18 protein-coding genes are annotated in these 19,713 nt (G+C 42.9%); all 18 read left to right on the top strand.

Annotated elements, in window-relative coordinates; translation table 11 throughout:
• Positions 1-2: 2 nt before the first annotated feature.
• Complete coding sequence (locus tag NYE35_RS23410; RefSeq protein ID WP_169744797.1) at positions 3-845, top strand: VOC family protein; 843 nt, start codon at positions 3-5, stop codon at positions 843-845.
• A 53-nt stretch (positions 846-898) separates the two neighbouring features.
• Positions 899-1,702, top strand: a complete 804-nt coding sequence (locus tag NYE35_RS23405) for an ABC transporter permease (protein ID WP_076272227.1) — start codon at positions 899-901, stop codon at positions 1,700-1,702.
• 16 nt (positions 1,703-1,718) lie between these two features.
• Entirely contained in the window at positions 1,719-2,867 is a 1,149-nt protein-coding gene (locus NYE35_RS23400; RefSeq protein WP_076272226.1) for an ABC transporter substrate-binding protein, read from the top strand.
• Positions 2,868-2,887: 20 nt separating this feature from the next.
• Complete coding sequence (locus NYE35_RS23395; protein WP_341122128.1) at positions 2,888-3,664, top strand: ABC transporter ATP-binding protein; 777 nt, start codon at positions 2,888-2,890, stop codon at positions 3,662-3,664.
• 39 nt (positions 3,665-3,703) lie between these two features.
• Positions 3,704-4,396 (top strand): SDR family oxidoreductase, encoded by a 693-nt coding sequence (locus tag NYE35_RS23390; protein ID WP_052097246.1) that lies wholly within the window; start codon positions 3,704-3,706, stop codon positions 4,394-4,396.
• A 164-nt stretch (positions 4,397-4,560) separates the two neighbouring features.
• Positions 4,561-5,013 carry a MarR family transcriptional regulator gene (locus NYE35_RS23385; RefSeq protein WP_052097244.1) on the top strand — a complete coding sequence of 151 codons (453 nt, stop codon included), beginning with the start codon at positions 4,561-4,563 and terminating at the stop codon, positions 5,011-5,013.
• Between the two features lie 31 nt (positions 5,014-5,044).
• Entirely contained in the window at positions 5,045-6,181 is a 1,137-nt protein-coding gene (locus tag NYE35_RS23380) for an amidohydrolase (RefSeq protein ID WP_052097243.1), read from the top strand.
• A 261-nt stretch (positions 6,182-6,442) separates the two neighbouring features.
• Entirely contained in the window at positions 6,443-8,347 is a 1,905-nt protein-coding gene (locus NYE35_RS23375) for a beta-glucoside-specific PTS transporter subunit IIABC (protein ID WP_076272224.1), read from the top strand.
• Between the two features lie 44 nt (positions 8,348-8,391).
• On the top strand, positions 8,392-9,228 hold the full coding sequence (gene licT, locus NYE35_RS23370; protein ID WP_076272223.1) for a BglG family transcription antiterminator LicT: 837 nt from the start codon (positions 8,392-8,394) through the stop codon (positions 9,226-9,228).
• 18 nt (positions 9,229-9,246) lie between these two features.
• Positions 9,247-10,704 carry a glycoside hydrolase family 1 protein gene (locus NYE35_RS23365; RefSeq protein ID WP_155288217.1) on the top strand — a complete coding sequence of 486 codons (1,458 nt, stop codon included), beginning with the start codon at positions 9,247-9,249 and terminating at the stop codon, positions 10,702-10,704.
• Between the two features lie 148 nt (positions 10,705-10,852).
• Positions 10,853-11,743, top strand: a complete 891-nt coding sequence (locus tag NYE35_RS23360; protein ID WP_341122127.1) for an AEC family transporter — start codon at positions 10,853-10,855, stop codon at positions 11,741-11,743.
• Positions 11,744-11,883: 140 nt separating this feature from the next.
• Complete coding sequence (locus NYE35_RS23355) at positions 11,884-12,762, top strand: LysR family transcriptional regulator (RefSeq protein WP_341122126.1); 879 nt, start codon at positions 11,884-11,886, stop codon at positions 12,760-12,762.
• Between the two features lie 295 nt (positions 12,763-13,057).
• Positions 13,058-14,053, top strand: a complete 996-nt coding sequence (locus tag NYE35_RS23350; protein ID WP_341122125.1) for an ABC transporter ATP-binding protein — start codon at positions 13,058-13,060, stop codon at positions 14,051-14,053.
• A complete protein-coding gene (locus NYE35_RS23345) occupies positions 14,040-15,044 on the top strand; it encodes an ABC transporter ATP-binding protein (protein WP_038572738.1) in 1,005 nt (334 codons plus the stop codon). The genes NYE35_RS23350 and NYE35_RS23345 overlap by 14 nt, the downstream gene beginning before the upstream one ends.
• The gene (locus NYE35_RS23340; protein ID WP_038572736.1) at positions 15,041-15,991 is read left to right on the top strand and encodes an ABC transporter permease; all 951 of its coding nucleotides are present in this window, start codon (positions 15,041-15,043) and stop codon (positions 15,989-15,991) included. Before NYE35_RS23345 ends, NYE35_RS23340 begins: the two co-directional genes overlap by 4 nt.
• A gap of 15 nt (positions 15,992-16,006) precedes the next feature.
• Positions 16,007-16,885 carry an oligopeptide ABC transporter permease gene (gene opp4C, locus NYE35_RS23335; RefSeq protein ID WP_341122124.1) on the top strand — a complete coding sequence of 293 codons (879 nt, stop codon included), beginning with the start codon at positions 16,007-16,009 and terminating at the stop codon, positions 16,883-16,885.
• A gap of 24 nt (positions 16,886-16,909) precedes the next feature.
• Complete coding sequence (locus NYE35_RS23330; RefSeq protein WP_256718383.1) at positions 16,910-18,064, top strand: M20/M25/M40 family metallo-hydrolase; 1,155 nt, start codon at positions 16,910-16,912, stop codon at positions 18,062-18,064.
• Positions 18,065-18,083: 19 nt separating this feature from the next.
• On the top strand, positions 18,084-19,712 hold the full coding sequence (locus NYE35_RS23325) for an ABC transporter substrate-binding protein (protein ID WP_076272217.1): 1,629 nt from the start codon (positions 18,084-18,086) through the stop codon (positions 19,710-19,712).
• Position 19,713: the final 1 nt, after the last annotated feature.

Raw genomic sequence — 19,713 nt, 5'->3', positions numbered from 1 at the left:
AGGTGGACATTATCGGGTTCACATTGAAGTTTGACCATATTGTTCATTATGTACATCAGCCGGAGCAGGTATTTAAAGCATTGGAACCTTACGGCATCAGTGCCATACAGGGTGGAAGACACGAACAAATTGGGACTTATAATGCACTCAGCTACTTCGATCTCAGTTATATCGAGTGGATCGGTGTATACGATCATAGTCTGCTTCCACTTGGAGACCGGACAAGCCGTTATGGTCTGATAGAAACGTTGGCCGAAGATGGATTCCAGGAAGGGCTTAGCAGAATCGCACTTCGTACCCATGATATTGAAGGACTTGCAGCGCATCTGCGCAGTCAAGGTCTTGAGGTAATTGGACCGGAGGAAGGTAGTCGCAGAAGACCGGACGGTACGCTGTTAAAGTGGAAGCTCTTATTCGCAGGAGAAGCCGATGTAGAAGACGGGCTCCCACTTCCCTTCTTCATTCAGTGGGAAGGAGAAGAATCGAAGCGGAAGCAAGAGCTGCAGGAGGCCGGAGTGATCGTTCCACATGAACGTGGACTTCTCAAGCTTAGTGAGGTCGGATTTACAGTGATTCGTCTGCAAGAGACAGTCGAAAAATGGGCGAAGTGGTTCGGCGTCTACGCGGGTGAAGTTGTCTATGATCCTATATTGAGAGGCAATCGGCAGACTCTTGATCTGCAAGGGACTGTACTCAGCTTTGTCGAGCCTGTGGAAGAGGGGCCGGCTGCAGAAGCCTTGAAGTTGCGCGGACAGCGACCATTCCTTGTAGGGTTAAGTTCCGAAGAACCTGGAAGTCAGCAGCAATATGTTGATATTCACGGTTCACTATATCATTTGGATTGAGGCTGCATGTCGGACTTCTTCTGACAAAACAGGCAAAGAAGGGAGGTTACTGTATGGCCAAAGAGAGGAAAGGCCGAACGGGGCAAAAACCTCTATGGATTATTATTGTTCAGGTGGCGTTTGTAATTCTGCTGCTGGGGTGGATGGAAATTGCGGTCTCCAAAGGCTGGGTGAGTCGAGTTTTCCTGGCTTCACCAACACAAATTTGGAATGAACTTGTCTATACCATTCAAGAAAATACATTGTGGCCGCATCTGATCTTAAGTCTGAAGGAGGTTACAGTAGGCTATTTGATATCTGTTGTTGCCGGAATCGGACTCGGTGTACTCTTCGTGTCATTCCCAACATTGGAAAAGCTGATAGATCCACTGGTAGCATCAGTAATGGCTATCCCGAAGACAGCGATTATGCCGCTGCTCATCGTCTGGTTTGGGATTGGGTTTACGAGCAAGGTCGTGCTAGTTATTCTTTTTTGTTTTTTTAATATTCTCTACAACACCGTTACAGGTGCCAAACAGACTCGGAACGATCATATCAAACTAGCCAGGGTCTTCAAGGCAAGCAGAGCTCAGACAGTATTTAAGGTACTTCTGCCATCGGCGCTGCCAAGCATTTTCAACGGGCTGCGGGTCACTGCGGCCACAGCGATTACCGGCGTTGTTTTTGCAGAGATGGCAGCCTCCAAGGGCGGATTAGGATTTATGCTAAATGAGTCTCAAGCTGTACTTAATACACCCAGGTTATATCTCGTTATTATCATCGTAACGATCTTGTCCGTCTTATTCGTGAACATCGTCAATCTTGTCGAGCGGATCACTTGCCGCCGTTGGATGACGAGCCCACATCAATCTAAATAGAGTAGGTGCGATCCATATGAAGAAGCGTAATAAAATAATCAACCTGTTATCCATAATTCTCATTCTATCCCTCATCTTGACAGCATGTGGATCTAACCCTGGTTCAAATGCTGCGAACAATAAATCAGCTAACGATTCCAATACAAGTAATACCCCTGCAGCTACCGCGTCCCCTTCAAATGCAAACAATGAGGAAACTACGTCCTTGAGCCCAGCTGATGGAATCCCTCCTTGGCAAGGCCGCGACAATGAACCTGTTAAAATCAATGCTGGCTTCGCCAAAGGAATGACTGGGATAGCCAATCAATTTGCAATAGCGAAAGGTTGGTATTCCGATGCTGGTATAGATCTTGATATCGTTGATATTCCCAATCCTGTAGCTGCTTTCGGCGCGGGCGAGGTAGACATTGCCGATGGTGACCCAGGTACTTATATTCCAGCCATCGCTAATGGCGTTAAGATGAAAATAGTCAGCAATATGTGGAGAAGTCGAGGCGCCTACTGGATTATTGCCAAACCGGAGATTAAGACATGGGCAGATCTGAAAGGCAAAACCATTGGAACCGGTCAAGCCACAGGTGGCATGCCTTTGACTCTCAAGGAGGTTCTTAGCCAGAACGGGATTGATTATGAAAATGATGTGGAATATGCGGCGAATAACTTTTTTCAAGAAGCCTATGCATCTTTTGTGAAGGGTGAAGTTGACGCTACGATCATTCACCAGCCATTCGCCACGTTAGCTGAACAAGAAGGAACAGGACATGTTCTTGCAAAAACCTGGGAGTTTGTCCCCGAATATCAGACGGGTGTGCTTGTAGCCAGCCAGAAGTTGATTGATGAACAGCCGGAGGTTGTTGAACGCTTGCTTGAAGTTTACTTTTATGCGAATGAATATGCCAAAACTCATCTTGATGAATTTTATCCTTGGGCAGCCGAATATCTGAATCTGGATGAAGAAACAGTTAAGACGGCTATTAATTCCGAGATTGTATTATGGGAGAACAATCCGATCGTCGATACGAAACGTCTTCAGGTTACTGAAGATCTGCTAACCAAATATGGCATGCAACGTGAAGCGATTTCTGTTGACGGTGTTGTCGATAACACATTTGCCGAAAAGATTGCGAAGACATTGCTGCTTGGAAAATATGCGAAGCAGCAATAATCACACAGGGAGGAGCGCTTATGCCTACTATTGAACTCCGTAACATCAACAAGGAATACTCCAGTGTGGACGATGAGCAGACTCTAGCGCTCAAAAATATAAATCTTCAGGTGAGTGATGGCGAGTTCGTCTGCGTTCTTGGGCCAAGCGGATGCGGAAAGAGCACGCTGCTCGAAATCGTGGCGGGCTTACTTAAACAATCCACTGGTGAGATTATTTTGGATGGCAAGGTGCAGTCTGGAACGAGCAGAGATATCGGAGTTGTATTTCAGGATTCCGCTTTATTTCCTTGGCGTACTATTCGCCGGAATATAGAATTCGGCTTGGAAATTGCAGGGGTTCCTCGTTCAGAGCGACGTGAGCGGGCAATCCGCGCGATTGATCTTGTAGGGCTAGGCGGTTTTGCTGACAAATATCCGCATCAATTATCTGGAGGTATGCGCCAGCGAGCCGGCTTAGCCCGGACGCTGGTAGCAGATCCACAAGTCATCTTAATGGATGAACCCTTCAGTGCTGTCGATCACCTGACACGACTAACGCTGCAAGATGAGATCATACGGATCTGGCAACAGGAGAAGAAGACGGTATTCTTCATTACTCATGATGTGGCTGAGGCCGTATATTTGGCTACACGTATCGTCCTGCTCAGTCCACGTCCAGGACGGATCCATAAGATTTTTGATGTTCCTTTTGAAAGACCGCGCAGTAGAAATGATGCCGAGATTCTGAACATTGTGGAGAAGATCTATATCAGTATCAATAATCCCCCTGAGGATCAGACCGAGTATTTTATTTAATAAGTCACATTTCAATAAATTAGCCACGGAGGTGACACGATGAATATATTAATTACCGGGGGAAGCGGAGGAATTGGATTTGCAATCAGCCGGAGGCTTGGTGCGGGGGGCCACCGCTTGCTCATATCTGGGCGGGAAGAACGTCATCTCGAAAATGCAGCCGCAGTACTACCTCAGGATGCATTGTATTTGACTGCAGATGCTGGGGACTTATCTTCTATTAACCGGCTTGTCAAATATTCCGAAGAACATTCATTCTCGCCAGATGTGCTGGTGCTTAATGCTGCAGCCTTCTATGATGCAAGCCGTTCGGTGATTGAACCCGATGTGGCCGAACTAGATCGTATATTACAGGTGAATCTACTGGCGAATGTAGCTTTGGTAAAGGCTTTCCTTCCAGCTATTAAGACCGGAAGTTACCCACGTATATTTTTCATAGGATCAACGGCGGCTCTTCGTTCGGACAGCTCTTTTTATGCTATATCCAAAGCAGCCTTGAGCAATTATGCCCGTGGCTTAAGAGAGGAACTAAAAACATCCGGCGTAGGCGTGACCCTCATTCATCCTGGGGCAACATTTACTGAAAGAAGAGTACCGGGAGAAGGGATTGCTGAGGATAGATTTCTTGCATCAGATGATATAGCCAAGATCGTTGAGATGATGCTGGAGCTAAGCCCACAGGCAGTTGTGGAAGAGATTAGTATTCGTCCTATGCTCGGTGATACTTACTAAAAACAACCTAGAGAATACCGCGCCTCAGCTTTCAACATGAGATTGCCTTTGAACTCGTCATGGGCATTGGTGAGAATGAAATTTTTGTTTGACGAATCTTGTGGAGTACGTATAGTATGAAATTGTTTCGTAAGAAAACAAAATTTCAAGAGGGGCGTTAAAGATTGGAGAAATTTCATGTTGAACTGGACCGCGCGTTGGTTCGAATGTTCGAAGTTTATAATGCACTGAACAAGAGACCAAGAGAGTATACTTCTGGGGTCGTCTTATATTTATCTGAAATTCATATGATTGAAGCGATTGGGCATCATCCCGACTGTAAATTAACAGAAATCTCAAATGTTCTTAACATTACCAAAGGCACCACTTCCAAATTATTATCCAAGCTGGAAGCAAAAGGTCTTGTTTCGAAATATCAGGTTGAAGGGAACAAGAAGGAAGTGTATTTTAGACTGACTGAACTGGGACAAGGAGCCTTTGAAGGTCACTATCAGCTACATGAGGCGAGAAGTTCGGATATTGATAGAGAATTCGACAATTATTCTCCTGAAGAGCAGAGGATCATCCTTAGGTTCATCCACATGTACACGGAGGAAATGGGACGTTATCTAGAATAAGGCTATTGTCTAGTCATTAGGAGGAAATGCATTGAAGAACTTGGAGCAGAAATTGCAGGAGATTCGTAATAATTTGCATGAAAATCCGGAGTTATCCAACGAGGAATATTCGACAACTCGCAAGCTGAGGGACTGGTTAGAAGAAGCGGAAATTCATATCTTGGATACACCCTCTCTACGAACAGGACTCGTCGCGCAGATCGGTACAGGACAAGCACCCATCATAGCCATTCGTGCAGACATTGACGCTCTTCCGATACAAGAGGAGACGGGGCTGCCCTATAGCTCTCAAGTGGCCGGGAAGATGCATGCTTGCGGACATGATGTACATACGGCAGTGATTCTGGGGGCCGCTTATAGTCTTAAAGAGCGGGAGAAAGAATTGTCTGGAACTGTGCGTATCCTTTTTCAGCCTGCTGAAGAGACTGGACATGGAGCCAAACAGATCATAGATTCTGGAGGTCTCAAAGATGTTGAAGCAATCTTCGGCTTGCATAATTGGCCTGAACTTCCGGTAGGTGAATTAGGAACCAGGGTCGGTGCAATTACTGCAGGCGTAGACCGATTTGAAATTACAATTAACGGAACGGGAGCTCATGCTGCGTTACCGGAGAAAGGTACAGATTCGATTGTGTTGGCTTCACAAATTGTGCTGGCTTTGCAGACCATTAGCAGCCGGTCTATTAGTGCACTAGAATCTGTAGTAGTGAGCATAACACGGATTAGCGGAGGAAATACATGGAATGTGCTTCCGGAAACCGTGGTCCTTGAAGGGACAGTTCGAACTTTAAATACATCGATTCAGCAGGAGATTCCCCGCCGAATGGAGCAAATTATTCAGGGGTTGGCTGCAGCCGCTGGGGCAGAAGCGTTGTTGCACTGGTATCCTGGACCGCCTGCAACCATAAATGATTCCAGATGGACTGCATTTATGAGTTCGGTGGCTGAAGAGCAAGGCTATCGAGTTCTTGAGATAGGTCCCCAGATGGGAGGAGAGGATTTCTCTTATTATCTGCAAACGATTCCTGGAGCTTTTGTAATGATCGGATCAGGGGCTACCTATAATCTACATCATCCAAAGTTTGCGCCCGATGAGACCCTGCTGCTTCCAGCAGCAGAATATTTTGCTACCCTGAGCGTGCGGGCTCTGAAAGAATTGAGCAAATAAAATACAAAAATAACCTGTCACAGAAGCTCTTGCATTTTCAATTAGCAGATGATATAGTGTGCATGTAAGCGTTTTAGGCGAAATGACCCGGGAATCGCTGCTTATAATAATACTTATATAATTCACTATAACTTCATAAAGCGTAATCCAATACAGGCGTGTTACTGTTCGGCAGGCAAGACCTAAATTGGGTAGAGAAATTTTCCTACCCTCTTTAGGTCTTTTTTTGTTCCCTATTTGAGGAAAGCGGGTGTATCCCATATGAATTACAAAGAAACGGCTCAGTTGATTTTTGACAAAGTAGGCGGAAATCAGAATATTAGCGGGGTTATCCATTGTTCGACCCGACTGCGAATTAACCTCCACAATCCTAGTCTCGCGAAAACAGAGGAAATTAAAGCTTTGACTCCAGTTATGGGAGCTGTTTATAGTGGCGGACAATATCAAGTCATTATTGGAAATGATGTAGGGTATGTCTATAACGAAATGGTAAAATTACTCGATTCAGACAAGACTGCTCCAGCGCAGGAGATATCAGCAAAACCTGACCGTAGCCTAAAAGGGTTGTTTAATAGCTTTGCTGCTATCATATCGGGGATCTTTCAGCCTATAATACCTGCAATTGCTGCTGCCGGAATGCTAAAGGCGTTGCTTCTATTAAGCACCGTAACCGGGATTCTCTCTAAGGAAGGGCAGACCTATACGATCCTTAGTGTGATGGCAGATTCTGCTTTTTATTTCCTTCCGCTATTACTAGCCTTTTCAAGTTCGCAAAAATTCAAAACAAACCCTTATGTTTCAGTTGCTTTAGGAGGGGTTTTACTGCATCCGAATTTAATCAGTTTGCTTGGCGGTGAAGAACCTGTTCGTTTTATTGGGCTCCCAGTTGCTTCTGTCACCTATGCAACTTCTGTTATCCCTATTATCTTAACGATTTGGTTTATGTCTTACATTGAAAAATTTGCGGATAAGATTTCACCTGGACCGGTAAAAATTTTCCTTAAGCCACTCATTACTATTCTAATTGTTGCACCCGTTGCTTTGATTGCCTTGGGGCCGTTGGGGAATTATGTAGGTACAGGGCTTTCCAGCGGTGTTTTCTGGATACAGGAGCGGATCGGTTGGTTAACGGTTGTCATTCTCTCCATTTTGATGCCGTTAATCGTTATGTTCGGGATGCATAAAGTGTTTTACCCGATTATTTTTGCCGCTATCGCATCACCAGGTTACGAAACGTTGGTATTGATTGCTATGCTGGCTTCCAATATGGCCCAAGGAGCAGGCGCTTTAGCCGTTGCTGTAAAGACTAAAGACTCTAAATTGAAACAGATTGCTTTGCCCGCTGGAATATCTGGGTTATTCGGAATTACTGAACCAGCTCTATATGGAGTACATTTACGTCTGAAAAAAACACTTTTTGCCTGTATGATCGGTGCGGGAACGGCTGGACTATACGCTGGGCTGGTGAATCTTAAGGGATATGCTGCTGTTGGTCCAGGCTTGGCTTCGCTTCCTATGTTTATCAGCGAGGACAGCTCAAACCTCATAAACGCTTTGATTACCATGGCTATTTCCATCATCGTTACGTTTGTTGCTGTTTTTATCCTCGGTTTCAATGATGAGGGAGCTGTACCCGCTTCAGGTGAGCCAACGTTGGCTGACGGAAAAGACAAGCTTGCCGAACAGCCAATTAAACCGCAAAATACCAAAGCTAAATATGTTGTTTTTGCACCGATTGAAGGAACTGTATTGCCGCTTCGTGAGGTTAACGATGAGGCTTTCGCTCAAGAGGCGATGGGCCAAGGGATGGCGATTCAACCTGCTAACGGAAAAGTTGTAGCCCCGTTTGACGGCACTGTGGAAACAGTCTTCCGTACAAAGCACTCCATTGGGTTAAGATCAGCTGACGGCATTGAATTACTTATTCATGTAGGGCTTGATACTGTGAAATTAAAAGGTCAGCATTTTAATCTCCATGTGAAAGAAGGCGATGAGATCCGGCACGGGCAGCTGCTGATGGAGTTCGACCTTGATGAGATCCGAAAGGCAGGATTTGATACCACTACACCGGTTATCGTCACAAATTCGGCTGACTATCTGGAAGTTCTGGGTCATGATAGCCCAGGTTTAACTGGACCAGATAAGCCGCTGATTACTGCGTTTTAACTTGGAAAAAGAAAATATGCCTGGAAAGTGAGAGGTCATTTTATATGGAAGTAGTAAAAGTTCTCAATACGAGCATCGTTCTTGCCAAGCGTGCAGATCAAAAAGAAGTTATCGTAATGGGCAAAGGCATCGGGTATAAAAGCAGACCGGGTGACAGTATTAATGAGGACGAGATCGAAAAGGTATATGTGCTTGAAAATGAAAGCATGTCTTCCAACTTGACTGCTTTAATGAAGGAAACTCCCCAGGAGTACTTGATTCTTGCGGACGAAATCATATCTAATGCCAAAACCGTTCTTTCCAGGCACCTCAGCGAACATTTATATATCTCTCTGACGGATCATTTATATATGGCGGTCAAACGTCATAAAGATAATCTTACAATTCAGAACCGGATGCTTTGGGAAGTCAGAAAGTTTTATCCAGTTGAATTTGGTATTGGAGTCCAAGCCCTTCAACTTATTGAACGGCAAGTGGGAATCTTGCTGCCAGAAGAAGAAGCGGCTAATATAGCCTTCCATCTGGTTAATGCTCAACAAACCGATGACAATATGAATCAGGTCCTACTCATGACGAGTACAGTAAAAGACATACTTAACATTATCAAAATTCAATATGGAATTGAACTTAATACCCAGAGTATTAATTACTCACGTTTTTTAACCCATTTGCAGTTTTTTGTCCAGCGCTTACTAGAAAACAAGATGCTGGAATCTCATGATCATGAACTTTTGGGGCAGATCATAAATAAATATCCGGAAGAAGAACGATGCGTCGAATCTATCAAACATTATATAGAAGCGAAATTCGAGTACACCATATCAAATGAAGAAATGATGTATCTAATTATTCATATTAACCGTGTTATTCATCGGAATTAGAGAGGAGCCATAAAAGTGATAGAACATTTAAAAAGAAAATTCCCTGAAGGTTTTTTGTGGGGAGGGGCAATTGCGGCTAATCAGGCGGAAGGAGCTTGGAATGTAGACGGTAAGGGATTATCAACCGCTGATATAGCGATATACAAAAAGAATCTAAGCAAAAGTGACTATAAAAAACATAATACGGTGGGTGAAGAGCAGATTCAGATGGCTATGGAGGATGCTTCAGACCGGGATTATCCAAAACGCAGAGGTATTGATTTCTATCACCGATATCGAGAAGACCTCGCCTTATTCGGAGAGATGGGCTTAAAAACCTTGCGGGTATCCATAGCATGGACACGGATATTCCCGAATGGTGATGAAGAACATCCTAATGAAGCTGGGTTGAAATTTTACGATAATTTGTTTGATGAAATGCATAGGCAAGGGATAGAACCACTGGTTACTTTATCCCATTATGAAATGCCGATGCACCTTGTTAATGAATATGGGGGATGGACAGATCGGCGTGTCGTAGAATTTTTTATTACTTTCTGCAAAGCGGTGTTTGAAAGATATAAAAACAAAGTGAAGCTTTGGGTTACGTTTAATGAAATTGACAGTATTGTACGTCATCCGTTTACTAGTGGCGGGATTGTTCCAAATCGTCATGACAATGTTGAACAAGCTGTTTATCAAGCATTGCATCACCAATTCGTAGCTAGTGCACTGGCAGTAAAGTACTGCCATGAAATTGTTCCTGGGTCAAAGATTGGCTGCATGCTAACTCGGCTCATGATGTATCCCCATACCTGTAGTCCCAAAGATGTTCTGGCCGCCTTTAAGGATAACCAGTTCAATTACTTCTTTACAGATGTGATGGTACGTGGAGCATACCCTAACTTTATTAAACGCTTCTTCAGTGATAAAGGTATAAATATTCATAAGGTAGAGGGTGATGATGAAATCTTAAAATCACATCTGGTCGATTTTATTTCATTTAGCTATTATATGTCATTGGTTGCCAGCGCTGAAAGCGAGGGTCTAGAGAAAGTTAGCGGAAACACTATGGGGGGCGTAAAGAATCCATACTTAGAAACCAATGCTTGGGGATGGCAAATCGACTCCATTGGTCTTCGGATTTCTCTGAACGATCTCTACAACCGGTATCAAGTTCCGCTATTTATTGTAGAGAACGGAATTGGAGCGCATGACAAAATAGAAGATGACGGAACAATTCAGGATGATTATCGAATCGCTTATTTCCAAGCTCATCTCGAGGAAATGCACGAGGCTATTCTGGATGGTGTGGAGCTCATGGGTTACACCAGTTGGGGCGTGATAGATCTTGTCAGCTATTCTTCTTCCGAAATGGAGAAAAGATATGGATTTATTTATGTTGATTTAGACAATGAAGGAAATGGGACGCTCGAAAGAAAGCGCAAAAAGAGTTTCTATTGGTATAAAGATGTAATTGCAAACAATGGATTGTAAGTTAAAGTGTTGATGTTATAAGTGCTTATATCTTTTAAGTATTAAAACTAGATTATATATATATTTGGAATATGATTTGACCTATGGTAGGATTTTTCTGTCGCGCTGAATAGAGTTCTGACGTTGACGGAAAGGATAAATGATAGAGATGATCATAACACAAATCTTGATATTATTTGGTTTAATGGCTATTGGGTTTATAGCGAATAAAAGAGGGATTTTAGACGAAAGTAGTGATAGGAGTTTCTCTAAGCTTATTATTAATATTGCTATCCCGGCGACGATAATCAGTTCATCGATTGGTCAGAATATGGACAACAAAATGGAAGCTATGACCGTATTCGCAGTAGCGATGGCAGTGTTTATTATAACTCCTATTTTCGGTAGATTTTTTGTGAAAAAGCTGAAAATGAATAAAACTTATGAAATCATGCTGGTGTACAGCAACCTAGGGTTTATGGGTATTCCTATTATTTCAAGTATTTATGGTGAGAGTGCCATATTTTATGTTTCGATATATATGATGTTATTTAATATAAGTCTTTTTTCGTATGGGATTTCCATTATTCAGAAGGATGATGCGAGCCGTGTAGGGATTTTTATAAATTTGATTAATCCAGGTATTATATCAGCAATCCTAGGCTTAGTCATATTTATCCTAGACATACCGGTTCCACTTCCGCTTGTTAAACTGTTAGCGACTATTGGGAGTGTCACCACACCACTGGCGATGATCGTTATTGGATCTACTCTAGCTGCAGTAAGTATAAGGGATGTTATAAAAGATAAGACGTTATATCAATTTACCTTCTTGAAAATCGTACTAATCCCAGGAGTGCTGTGGTTTATTCTTCAATTTTTTATTCACGACGCAATGATTTTGGGGATAGCCGTTATTTTAACAAGTTTGCCGACAGCCGGCAATGTGTCCATGTTATGCCTGGAATATGACGGAGATGTTGAACTGGTTACGAAGGGCATCTTTATGTCTACTATTTTTTCGCTGGTGACGATTCCTGTTTTGTTATTTCTTTTTTAGACTAGCCCCTTGATGAGAGGGGTTCTTTATTATGTATGGAGTGCTTTTGCTTTGCATTCGCAAGAAACTATTAAAAAATGAAGAGATTGTCTATACTTATTAAAGCTCGTCTATGTTGTAAGTGAAGGAGGAGGGCTTTAATGGATACACGCAAGTTGCGTTACTTCGTAACCATTGTGGACTCGGATCAGAATATAACAAAGGCGGCCAAGTTATTGAATTTAGCCCAACCCCCTTTAAGTCAACAGGTGAAACTGCTTGAAGAGGAGCTAGGGGTTAGTTTGTTCGAACGCCACGGGAAAAGGCTCTATTTGACACAATCGGGGGAAGTTTTATATCAGCAAGCTGTTAAGATCCTGCAATCTATAGAGGATGCACGTTGTGAAGTGATGGAGACGGCAGAGGGTCTAAGGGGGAAACTGAATATAGGGATTTACGATTTTTATTCAGGTCTGATTGCAGAGAAGATTAGGATATTCTCGAATAAGTATCCTTTGGTCACCTTTAAAATATTGGAACATGAACCCCAGCAACTGATTGGGCTGCTGAAGGACAGAACAATTGATTTAGCTTTTGTGAATTTGCCTATCCCTATGGACGATTTCTCTGTGCGAATTTTTGGGGATCATGGATTGGCGTGTGCTGTTCCGAATAATATAGGAGGGGACTTCACAGGCCACGACGTGTCTCTGTACGAATTGAAAGATATTCCTTGGATTATTTTAAAACGGGACAGTCAAAGTGGATTGCAGCCGATCATTTTAAATGAATGCAGTAAACTGGGGATCACACCGAATATATTATGTGAAAGCAATAATGTGGAATCCGTTTTGGCTCTAGTAAATGCCGGTTTGGGTGCTGCTATATTCCCTGCATTTTTTGTTCAGCATGCGGCGAATCCTAAATATCGAATTCTAAATCTCAAAGATATCTCGCTGAAAATGGAATCGGCAGTGATCTGGATGAAAGAACGTTACTTATCCAAGCAGGCTCGCCTCTTTCTGGAATTATTTGAATAGTACAGGATGAAAAATAGAGCTATATTATAGGATGGTTACAGGGCTTGTCGTTATTAAAACGGCAAGTCTTTTTGTTATGCACAAATATATATGTTAGATAATATCACTCATAATATGTTTTAGAATAAGATTTTTATGTTGATTATACGATTTTTGTATATGCAAACAACGATTTAAGTATTGGATAGGCAAAAATGATTCTGCTAATATACAAATATATAATATAATGTGTGAAGTTATATAACACAAAATGGTATATTTGTTCATTGCATTACAGGGGGAGTGAAGAGAATCAATGAGTAGTCTTCTTAGAGTATCAAATCTTCAAGTGGCTTTTAATACGGATCATGGTGAGGTTATCTCTGTAGATCAAATCAACTTCAATGTTAATTCTGGTGAAACCGTTGGGATTGTCGGTGAATCCGGTTGTGGAAAAAGCGTGACCTCGTTGGCGATCATGAGGCTCCTCAGTAACAATGGGAAAATAACAAACGGAAATATATTTTTTGAAGATAGTGATCTTGCAGCTATGTCCGAAAGCAAAATGCAGAGAGTGAGAGGAAAAGAAATAGCAATGGTTTTTCAAGAGCCGATGACGGCCCTGAACCCGGTTTTCACGATAGGCAATCAGATGATCGAGGGTGTAAGAAATCATTTAAAAATGTCTGTTGCCGAAGCCCGGAAACATTGTATTGCAACACTTAAGGAAGTAGGAATTTCGAGAGCTGAATCCATTATGAAAGACTATCCACATGCCCTTTCTGGAGGAATGCGCCAGCGGGTAATGATCGCGATGGCGGTAAGTTGCAGTCCGAAATTAATCGTTGCAGATGAACCCACAACGGCTTTGGATGTGACGATTCAAGCGCAAATCCTAGATCTAATGAATCGGATGAAGGAACAAACTGGTGCTGCACTTATTCTAATTACTCATGACTTAGGGGTAGTTGCTGAAATGGCGGATAAAGTCATAGTCATGTATGCGGGACAAGTTGTTGAAGAAGCTGATGTCTACCAATTATTCGCAAACCCATTACATCCCTATACTCAGGGGTTAATGCAGTCCATCCCCCATTTAGACAATCAACGGGAAACCAGATTGGAGTCCATTCCAGGCTCTGTACCCTCAATCCAAGAGATGCCAACCGGCTGCCGGTTCCAATCGCGTTGTTCTAAAGTACACGACAAATGCCAACAGGCACCGCCTTTATATGAAATCGGCACTCGAAAAGCCAGATGCTGGTTGGTGGAATCCATGATGAAGGAGACAGATGCAGATGCCAACGAATAAGAGTGCCGCTGAGGAACCTTTAATAGACGTAAAAGGATTAAAAACTTATTATCCGATCAAAAAAGGAATTGTATCAAAAACTGTTGGCCATGTGAAGGCTGTTGATGGTGTGGATTTTATGATCAATAAGGGTGAAACGCTTGGGTTGGTGGGGGAATCCGGCTGCGGCAAATCTACCGTTGGCCGATCGGTCATTCGTATGGAGCAGCTAACGGAGGGAAGTATCCACTTTCAGGGACAGGACATTACTTCCTATTCACAAAAACAGATGAGAAACATCCGTACAGGGATGCAGATGGTTTTTCAGGATCCGTTCTCTTCCCTAAACCCGAGAATGACCATCGGTGATATTTTAAAAGAGCCTATCAAAGTGCATCGTCTTGTTGAACCGGATAAAGCTTCGCTTCGTGTGAATCAGCTACTGGAAATGGTCGGGTTGTCTAAATCTTATATCAATCGTTACCCTCATGAATTTTCAGGGGGACAGAGGCAAAGAATCGGTGTGGCGAGGGCGTTATCCGTAAACCCCAAATTGATCATTTGTGATGAGCCGGTATCTGCACTTGATGTATCGATCCAATCTCAAATCCTGAACTTACTAAAGGACTTACAGCAAGAATTTCACTTTTCTTATCTCTTTATAGGTCATGGCTTGGGTGCTGTTAAATATATCAGTGATCGAATTGCGGTAATGTACATGGGAAAAATTGTGGAGACCGGGAAGACAGAAGAGCTAATGGCAAATCCGAAACACCCGTATACGAAAGCATTGCTAGGAGCGTACCCCATTCCGGATCCATTAATGAGAAAAAAAGAACGGGTGATTATACAGGGAGATGTGCCGAGTCAAGTAAACCCTCCCCAAGGCTGTCGGTTCCACACTCGTTGTCCAATTGCATCTGTGGAATGTACGCAACAAGAACCTCTGCTGAAAGGTGGGGAACATGCTGTTGCCTGCTTAAAAGTAGAGGAGTTTGGAGGGTTATTGTGATAAATTACATCATTCGCAGACTATTAATCTCGGTTCCTGTCCTATTTGGAGTGACTCTAATCAATTATTTTATTATCCAGATGGCGCCAGGGAGCCCCGCTGATATGTATATCAGTCCGCAGCTTTCTGCAGAGAATATTGCTAACTTGAAAGATCAAATGGGCTTAAATGATCCTGTCTGGCTTCAATATTTCAAATGGCTTGGCCAATTATTTCAAGGTAACCTCGGTTATTCTCTAAAAACCAATGAGCCGGTGATTCAACTGATTGGAGAGCGGATCTTACCGACGCTGCTCTTGACCGGAAGTGCGCTAATCATCGGGCTACTGATCGCATTACCGCTTGGTATTATCAGTGCAATCAAACGTAATACAATCGTGGATTACTGTTCAACCGGATTTTCCTTCTTGGGCTTCTCAATCCCAACCTTTTTCTTAGGCTTAGTAGCTATATTTATTTTTGCACTACAACTCAATCTCCTGCCCAGCGGAGGAATGAAAACGTTAGGGAACAGCGGAGGAGCATGGGATATTATTAATCATTTAATCTTGCCTGCCTGTATTCTATCTATCGGAACTGCATCAACGGTGACCCGGTATGTACGCTCCAGCATGATTGAGATTCTTGGACAAGATTATATGCGTACTGCTCGTGCGAAAGGGTTGAAAGAGTTTTTTGTGATTGGAAAGCATGCTTTGCGTAATGGGCTTATTCCTATCCTTACATTAGTGGGGTTATCAGTAGGTGAGCTTTTAGGCGGGGCGGCAGTAACTGAGCAGGTATTTCAATGGCCGGGGCTAGGGCAACTCACCATTCAGTCTATCCTGTCCAGAGATTATCCGGTCATTATGGGCATCAGTATACTAGCTGCGATCGTTATGCTGGCGGCGAATTTAATAACGGATATTCTATACTCTGTTGTTGACCCGCGAATTAAATATAACTAGAGAGGAATTGGACATGTGGAAGAAGTAGCAAAAGTATCAATTAGTGTTCCTGACAATGTATTCCGGAATTCATTACGTATTTTTCGTAAACATCGCATGGCCGTGGTTGGATTTGGCTTTTTTGTAGTCATGGCGCTTATTGCTCTCCTCGCTCCATTCATTGCACCTTACAGCCAAAGTGCTTTAAGCACTAGTTTTAATGAAGGTCCGTCTATGGATCATTGGTTGGGTACGGACTCACTGGGGAGAGATGTGTTTAGCCGCTTAATTTACGCAACACGGGTCTCTCTATTAATTGGCGTCTGTTCTGTAGCTATTTTTGTAGTGGTTGGCACTATTGTGGGTTCGATAGCGGGTTTTCTTGGCGGCAAAGTAGATATGGTTATTATGAGAATTACAGATGTTTTCTTATCTTTCCCACAACTGATTATTATCCTTGTTGCAGTAAGTATTCTTACCCCAAACATGGGCACGATCATTTTTGTCCTATCAGCGTTTTCTTGGGCAGGGGTAGCCAGAATCGCTAGAGGAAGTGTGCTTTCCCTGAAAGAAAGGGATTTTGTCAAGGCGGGAGTTGCTTTGGGATTAAGCCCTACGAGGATATTATTCCGGCATGTTATTCCGAACGCGCTGGGCCCTATTATTGTGAATGCGACTTTTGGTGTCGCTGGAGCGATCATGACAGAATCTGCTTTGAGTTTTCTGGGCATGGGAATACAACCACCCGCAGCCAGCTTAGGGAATATGCTCATGGATGCGCAATCGATTAGTGTTCTGCTTCATCAGCAATGGCTTTGGTTGCCGCCGGGCATTACTATACTGCTCACTGTGCTGGCTGTGAATTTTATAGGAGATGGGCTTAGAGATGCCCTTGATCCAAGAAATGCAAAATAAGAGATGTGAGAGGGAGAGATGGAGATGAGTCGTACTATTTTTAGTGTGAACGAGAAGCGTTTAATTGAAGACTTTTTTGAGATTTGCAAAGTTGATGCGCCTAGCCAATTTGAACAACCAATGGCTGATTATTTGATTGAGGCTTTGGGTCAGAAGGGTTTTACTTTTCAAATCGATGAGGCGCATAAAGAAATTGGTGGTGAATGCGGGAATCTTATCGCTTACTGGGAGGGCACGGATTCGTCCATTCCGCCGTTATTTTTCTCAGCTCATATGGATACTGTATGGTCGACAAAAGGATTGCAGCCTGTGATCAAGGACGGAGTTATCTATTCGGATGGCACAACCATCCTTGGCGCAGATGATCGTTGTGCTATAGCTGGTTATCTTGAGGCTATTAATACCATACAAGAGAATGGAATATCTTGTGGTCCTATTGAGTTAATCCTAACTGTGAGCGAGCAGAGAGGTTTAAAAGGGGCACATGCTTTAGATATCACTAAAGTAAAAAGCAAGGAAGGGTATGTTTTTGATTGTAACGGTGATGTTGGGCAAATTATCTTGCAGGGAGGTAACAGCACGCGGATACACTTTGATATCGAAACGGGTGAACCCCAATCCGGACATTTTGTACTAAATCCAGAGGCTGTTAATGCTTTGGTGATCGCAGCTGATGGCCTAAAGACGATGAAGCTGGGCATTATCAATAGCGAAACGAATGCCAACATTGGAATTTTGCAAGGGGGTGATATGACGTCAATTGTTCCCGGAACTGTAGAAATGATAGGGGAAGTTCGTTCATTTAATAGAACGGATCTGTCAGAGCAACTGAAGCACATGAAAGAGGCGGTTGAACAGGCGGCAAAAAGTCACGGTGGTGACGCTAAAGTGTCAATAGATGACCGCTATGTAGGCTTCAAAATTGAAGAGGATGATTTTATTGCGAAAACGGCTATTACATCTGCGGTTCAAATAGGTGTTGTGCCTGATATCACCAGAACATTAGGTGGAGCAGATACCAATGCATTAAATGAGATTGGTTTAAAGTGCATTACCCTTGGGAATGGATTTCGCCAAATCCACACGTTCCAGGAGAACGTAAGTGTATCCAATGTCGTCAATACCGCCCGTCTTACGCTAGCTATTATTCAGAACTGGTATGAATCACAGAAAAAATGATTAATGTGGGGGACATCTAATGAAAAGAGCGAAAGTACTTATCGGTTTAACAATGGTCTTATTATTATCTGCTTGTGGTACTTCTGCCAATACACAAAATAGTGAAACTGGAACGAACACGAGTGGGGCTAAGTCAACGAGTGCTGGTTCAAAAATCATTACTGTTGGAATTACCAATACCATTGCCGGTGCTAATCCGATTAACTCAATGGATGATCCATTAATTGCCGATATTATCTTTCCTCCTCTTGTATTGCCTAATGAAGAGTTGTCATTTGATATGATGCTTGCAGAAGAGGTAAATACCACAGATCATCAAAACTTCACAGTGAACTTAAGGGAAAATGCCAAATGGACTGATGGTGAAGCATTGACTGCTGATGATGTGCTTTTTTCGGCCAAGTTAATAGCAGACCCAAATGTTATTGCAGCGTCCGGCCAAGGCTTTAATTTATTACAGGGTATGGACGACAAGGGGAAGTTAGAGGCCGGGGCCTCTATTGATCAAGCTGTTGAAAAATCGGATGATCATACCCTTATTTTTCATATGAAAAATGCTATAGATACCAATTTATTTCTGGAGAAAATCGGGATCAATCTTCGGGCGGTACCGGAGCACATTTTGAAAGATGTGAATCCTGCAGAGGTTAACAAAGATCCATACATGATCAATCCAACGGTATCCTATGGTGCCTTCAGTCTTAAGGAGAATGCAAAGGATCAATATTTTGAACTGGCGGCCAATCCGGATTATTTCCTGGGTGCACCCAAAATCGATTCGCTGTTCATAAAAATATTACCTTCCGCCAATATTGTGGCCCAGCTCAAGAGCGGTGAACTGAATATGAATTACCCAAGCAAAGGGAATATAGCTCCTGAAGATTATGCAACTGTCGAAGCGATGGATAACGTGCGTGTTGTCACTGGTAAACCTTTGAGCATTCAGTCTTTATTCATGAATACCAAAAGAATTTCAGATGCCCGCGTTCGTCAAGCTATTGTGCTGGCATTTAATAGAGAACTGATTACGAAGAATCTGCTGCGTGGTTATGGCAAAGTTATTGATGCTCCATACACTTCCATTCATCCTTACTTTGACAGCGGTTTGACACTAACACCTTATGATCCTGATAAGGCTAAACAGCTCTTGCAAGAGGCGAACTATGATTTTAGTCAAACATTATCACTAGTTGTGCCTACCGGAAATAAAGTGAGAGAACAAGCTGCCGACATTTTGGCTGAGAACTTAAAGGATATTGGTGTAAAGGTCAAAGTGGATAAATTTGATTTTGTAACGGCTGCTAACAAAGCCAGCGTAGAGCATGATTTTGATCTTGCGATGTTCGGCTCAACGATTACAATCGATCCGGATATCAGTGGTACTTACGCTTCTGGTGCGCTCTACAATTTTGGTGAGTACAGTAATCCTGAAATAGATGCACTATTGAGAAAAGGTGCTGCTGAGACGGACTCGGCTAAGCGTAAAGAGATTTATTATTCAATCCAACAGATTCTTGTCCGGGATATGCCTAGTGTAACCATTTATGAACAGAACACATTTAATGCTGTTTCTAAAAATGTGCTCGTGGGAGAACCGAAGGCCATTGGCATGATGAATAATGTGAATGAATGGGATATTGCTGAATAAA

This window comes from Paenibacillus sp. FSL L8-0494 (genome assembly GCF_038003695.1).
GTDB classification, from domain to species: domain Bacteria; phylum Bacillota; class Bacilli; order Paenibacillales; family Paenibacillaceae; genus Paenibacillus_AQ; species Paenibacillus_AQ odorifer.
Note: the sequence above shows the minus strand (reverse complement) of the source record. Positions and strands in the feature narration are given on the sequence as shown.

Coding starts and splice junctions, on each gene's coding strand:
- NYE35_RS23405 (WP_076272227.1), top strand. CDS start 899: ATGGCCAAAGAGAGGAAAGGCCGAACGGGGCAAAAACCTCTATGGATT.
- NYE35_RS23400 (WP_076272226.1), top strand. CDS start 1,719: ATGAAGAAGCGTAATAAAATAATCAACCTGTTATCCATAATTCTCATT.
- NYE35_RS23395 (WP_341122128.1), top strand. CDS start 2,888: ATGCCTACTATTGAACTCCGTAACATCAACAAGGAATACTCCAGTGTG.
- NYE35_RS23390 (WP_052097246.1), top strand. CDS start 3,704: ATGAATATATTAATTACCGGGGGAAGCGGAGGAATTGGATTTGCAATC.
- NYE35_RS23375 (WP_076272224.1), top strand. CDS start 6,443: ATGAATTACAAAGAAACGGCTCAGTTGATTTTTGACAAAGTAGGCGGA.
- licT (WP_076272223.1), top strand. CDS start 8,392: ATGGAAGTAGTAAAAGTTCTCAATACGAGCATCGTTCTTGCCAAGCGT.
- NYE35_RS23360 (WP_341122127.1), top strand. CDS start 10,853: ATGATCATAACACAAATCTTGATATTATTTGGTTTAATGGCTATTGGG.
- NYE35_RS23355 (WP_341122126.1), top strand. CDS start 11,884: ATGGATACACGCAAGTTGCGTTACTTCGTAACCATTGTGGACTCGGAT.
- NYE35_RS23350 (WP_341122125.1), top strand. CDS start 13,058: ATGAGTAGTCTTCTTAGAGTATCAAATCTTCAAGTGGCTTTTAATACG.
- NYE35_RS23345 (WP_038572738.1), top strand. CDS start 14,040: ATGCCAACGAATAAGAGTGCCGCTGAGGAACCTTTAATAGACGTAAAA.
- NYE35_RS23330 (WP_256718383.1), top strand. CDS start 16,910: ATGAGTCGTACTATTTTTAGTGTGAACGAGAAGCGTTTAATTGAAGAC.
- NYE35_RS23325 (WP_076272217.1), top strand. CDS start 18,084: ATGAAAAGAGCGAAAGTACTTATCGGTTTAACAATGGTCTTATTATTA.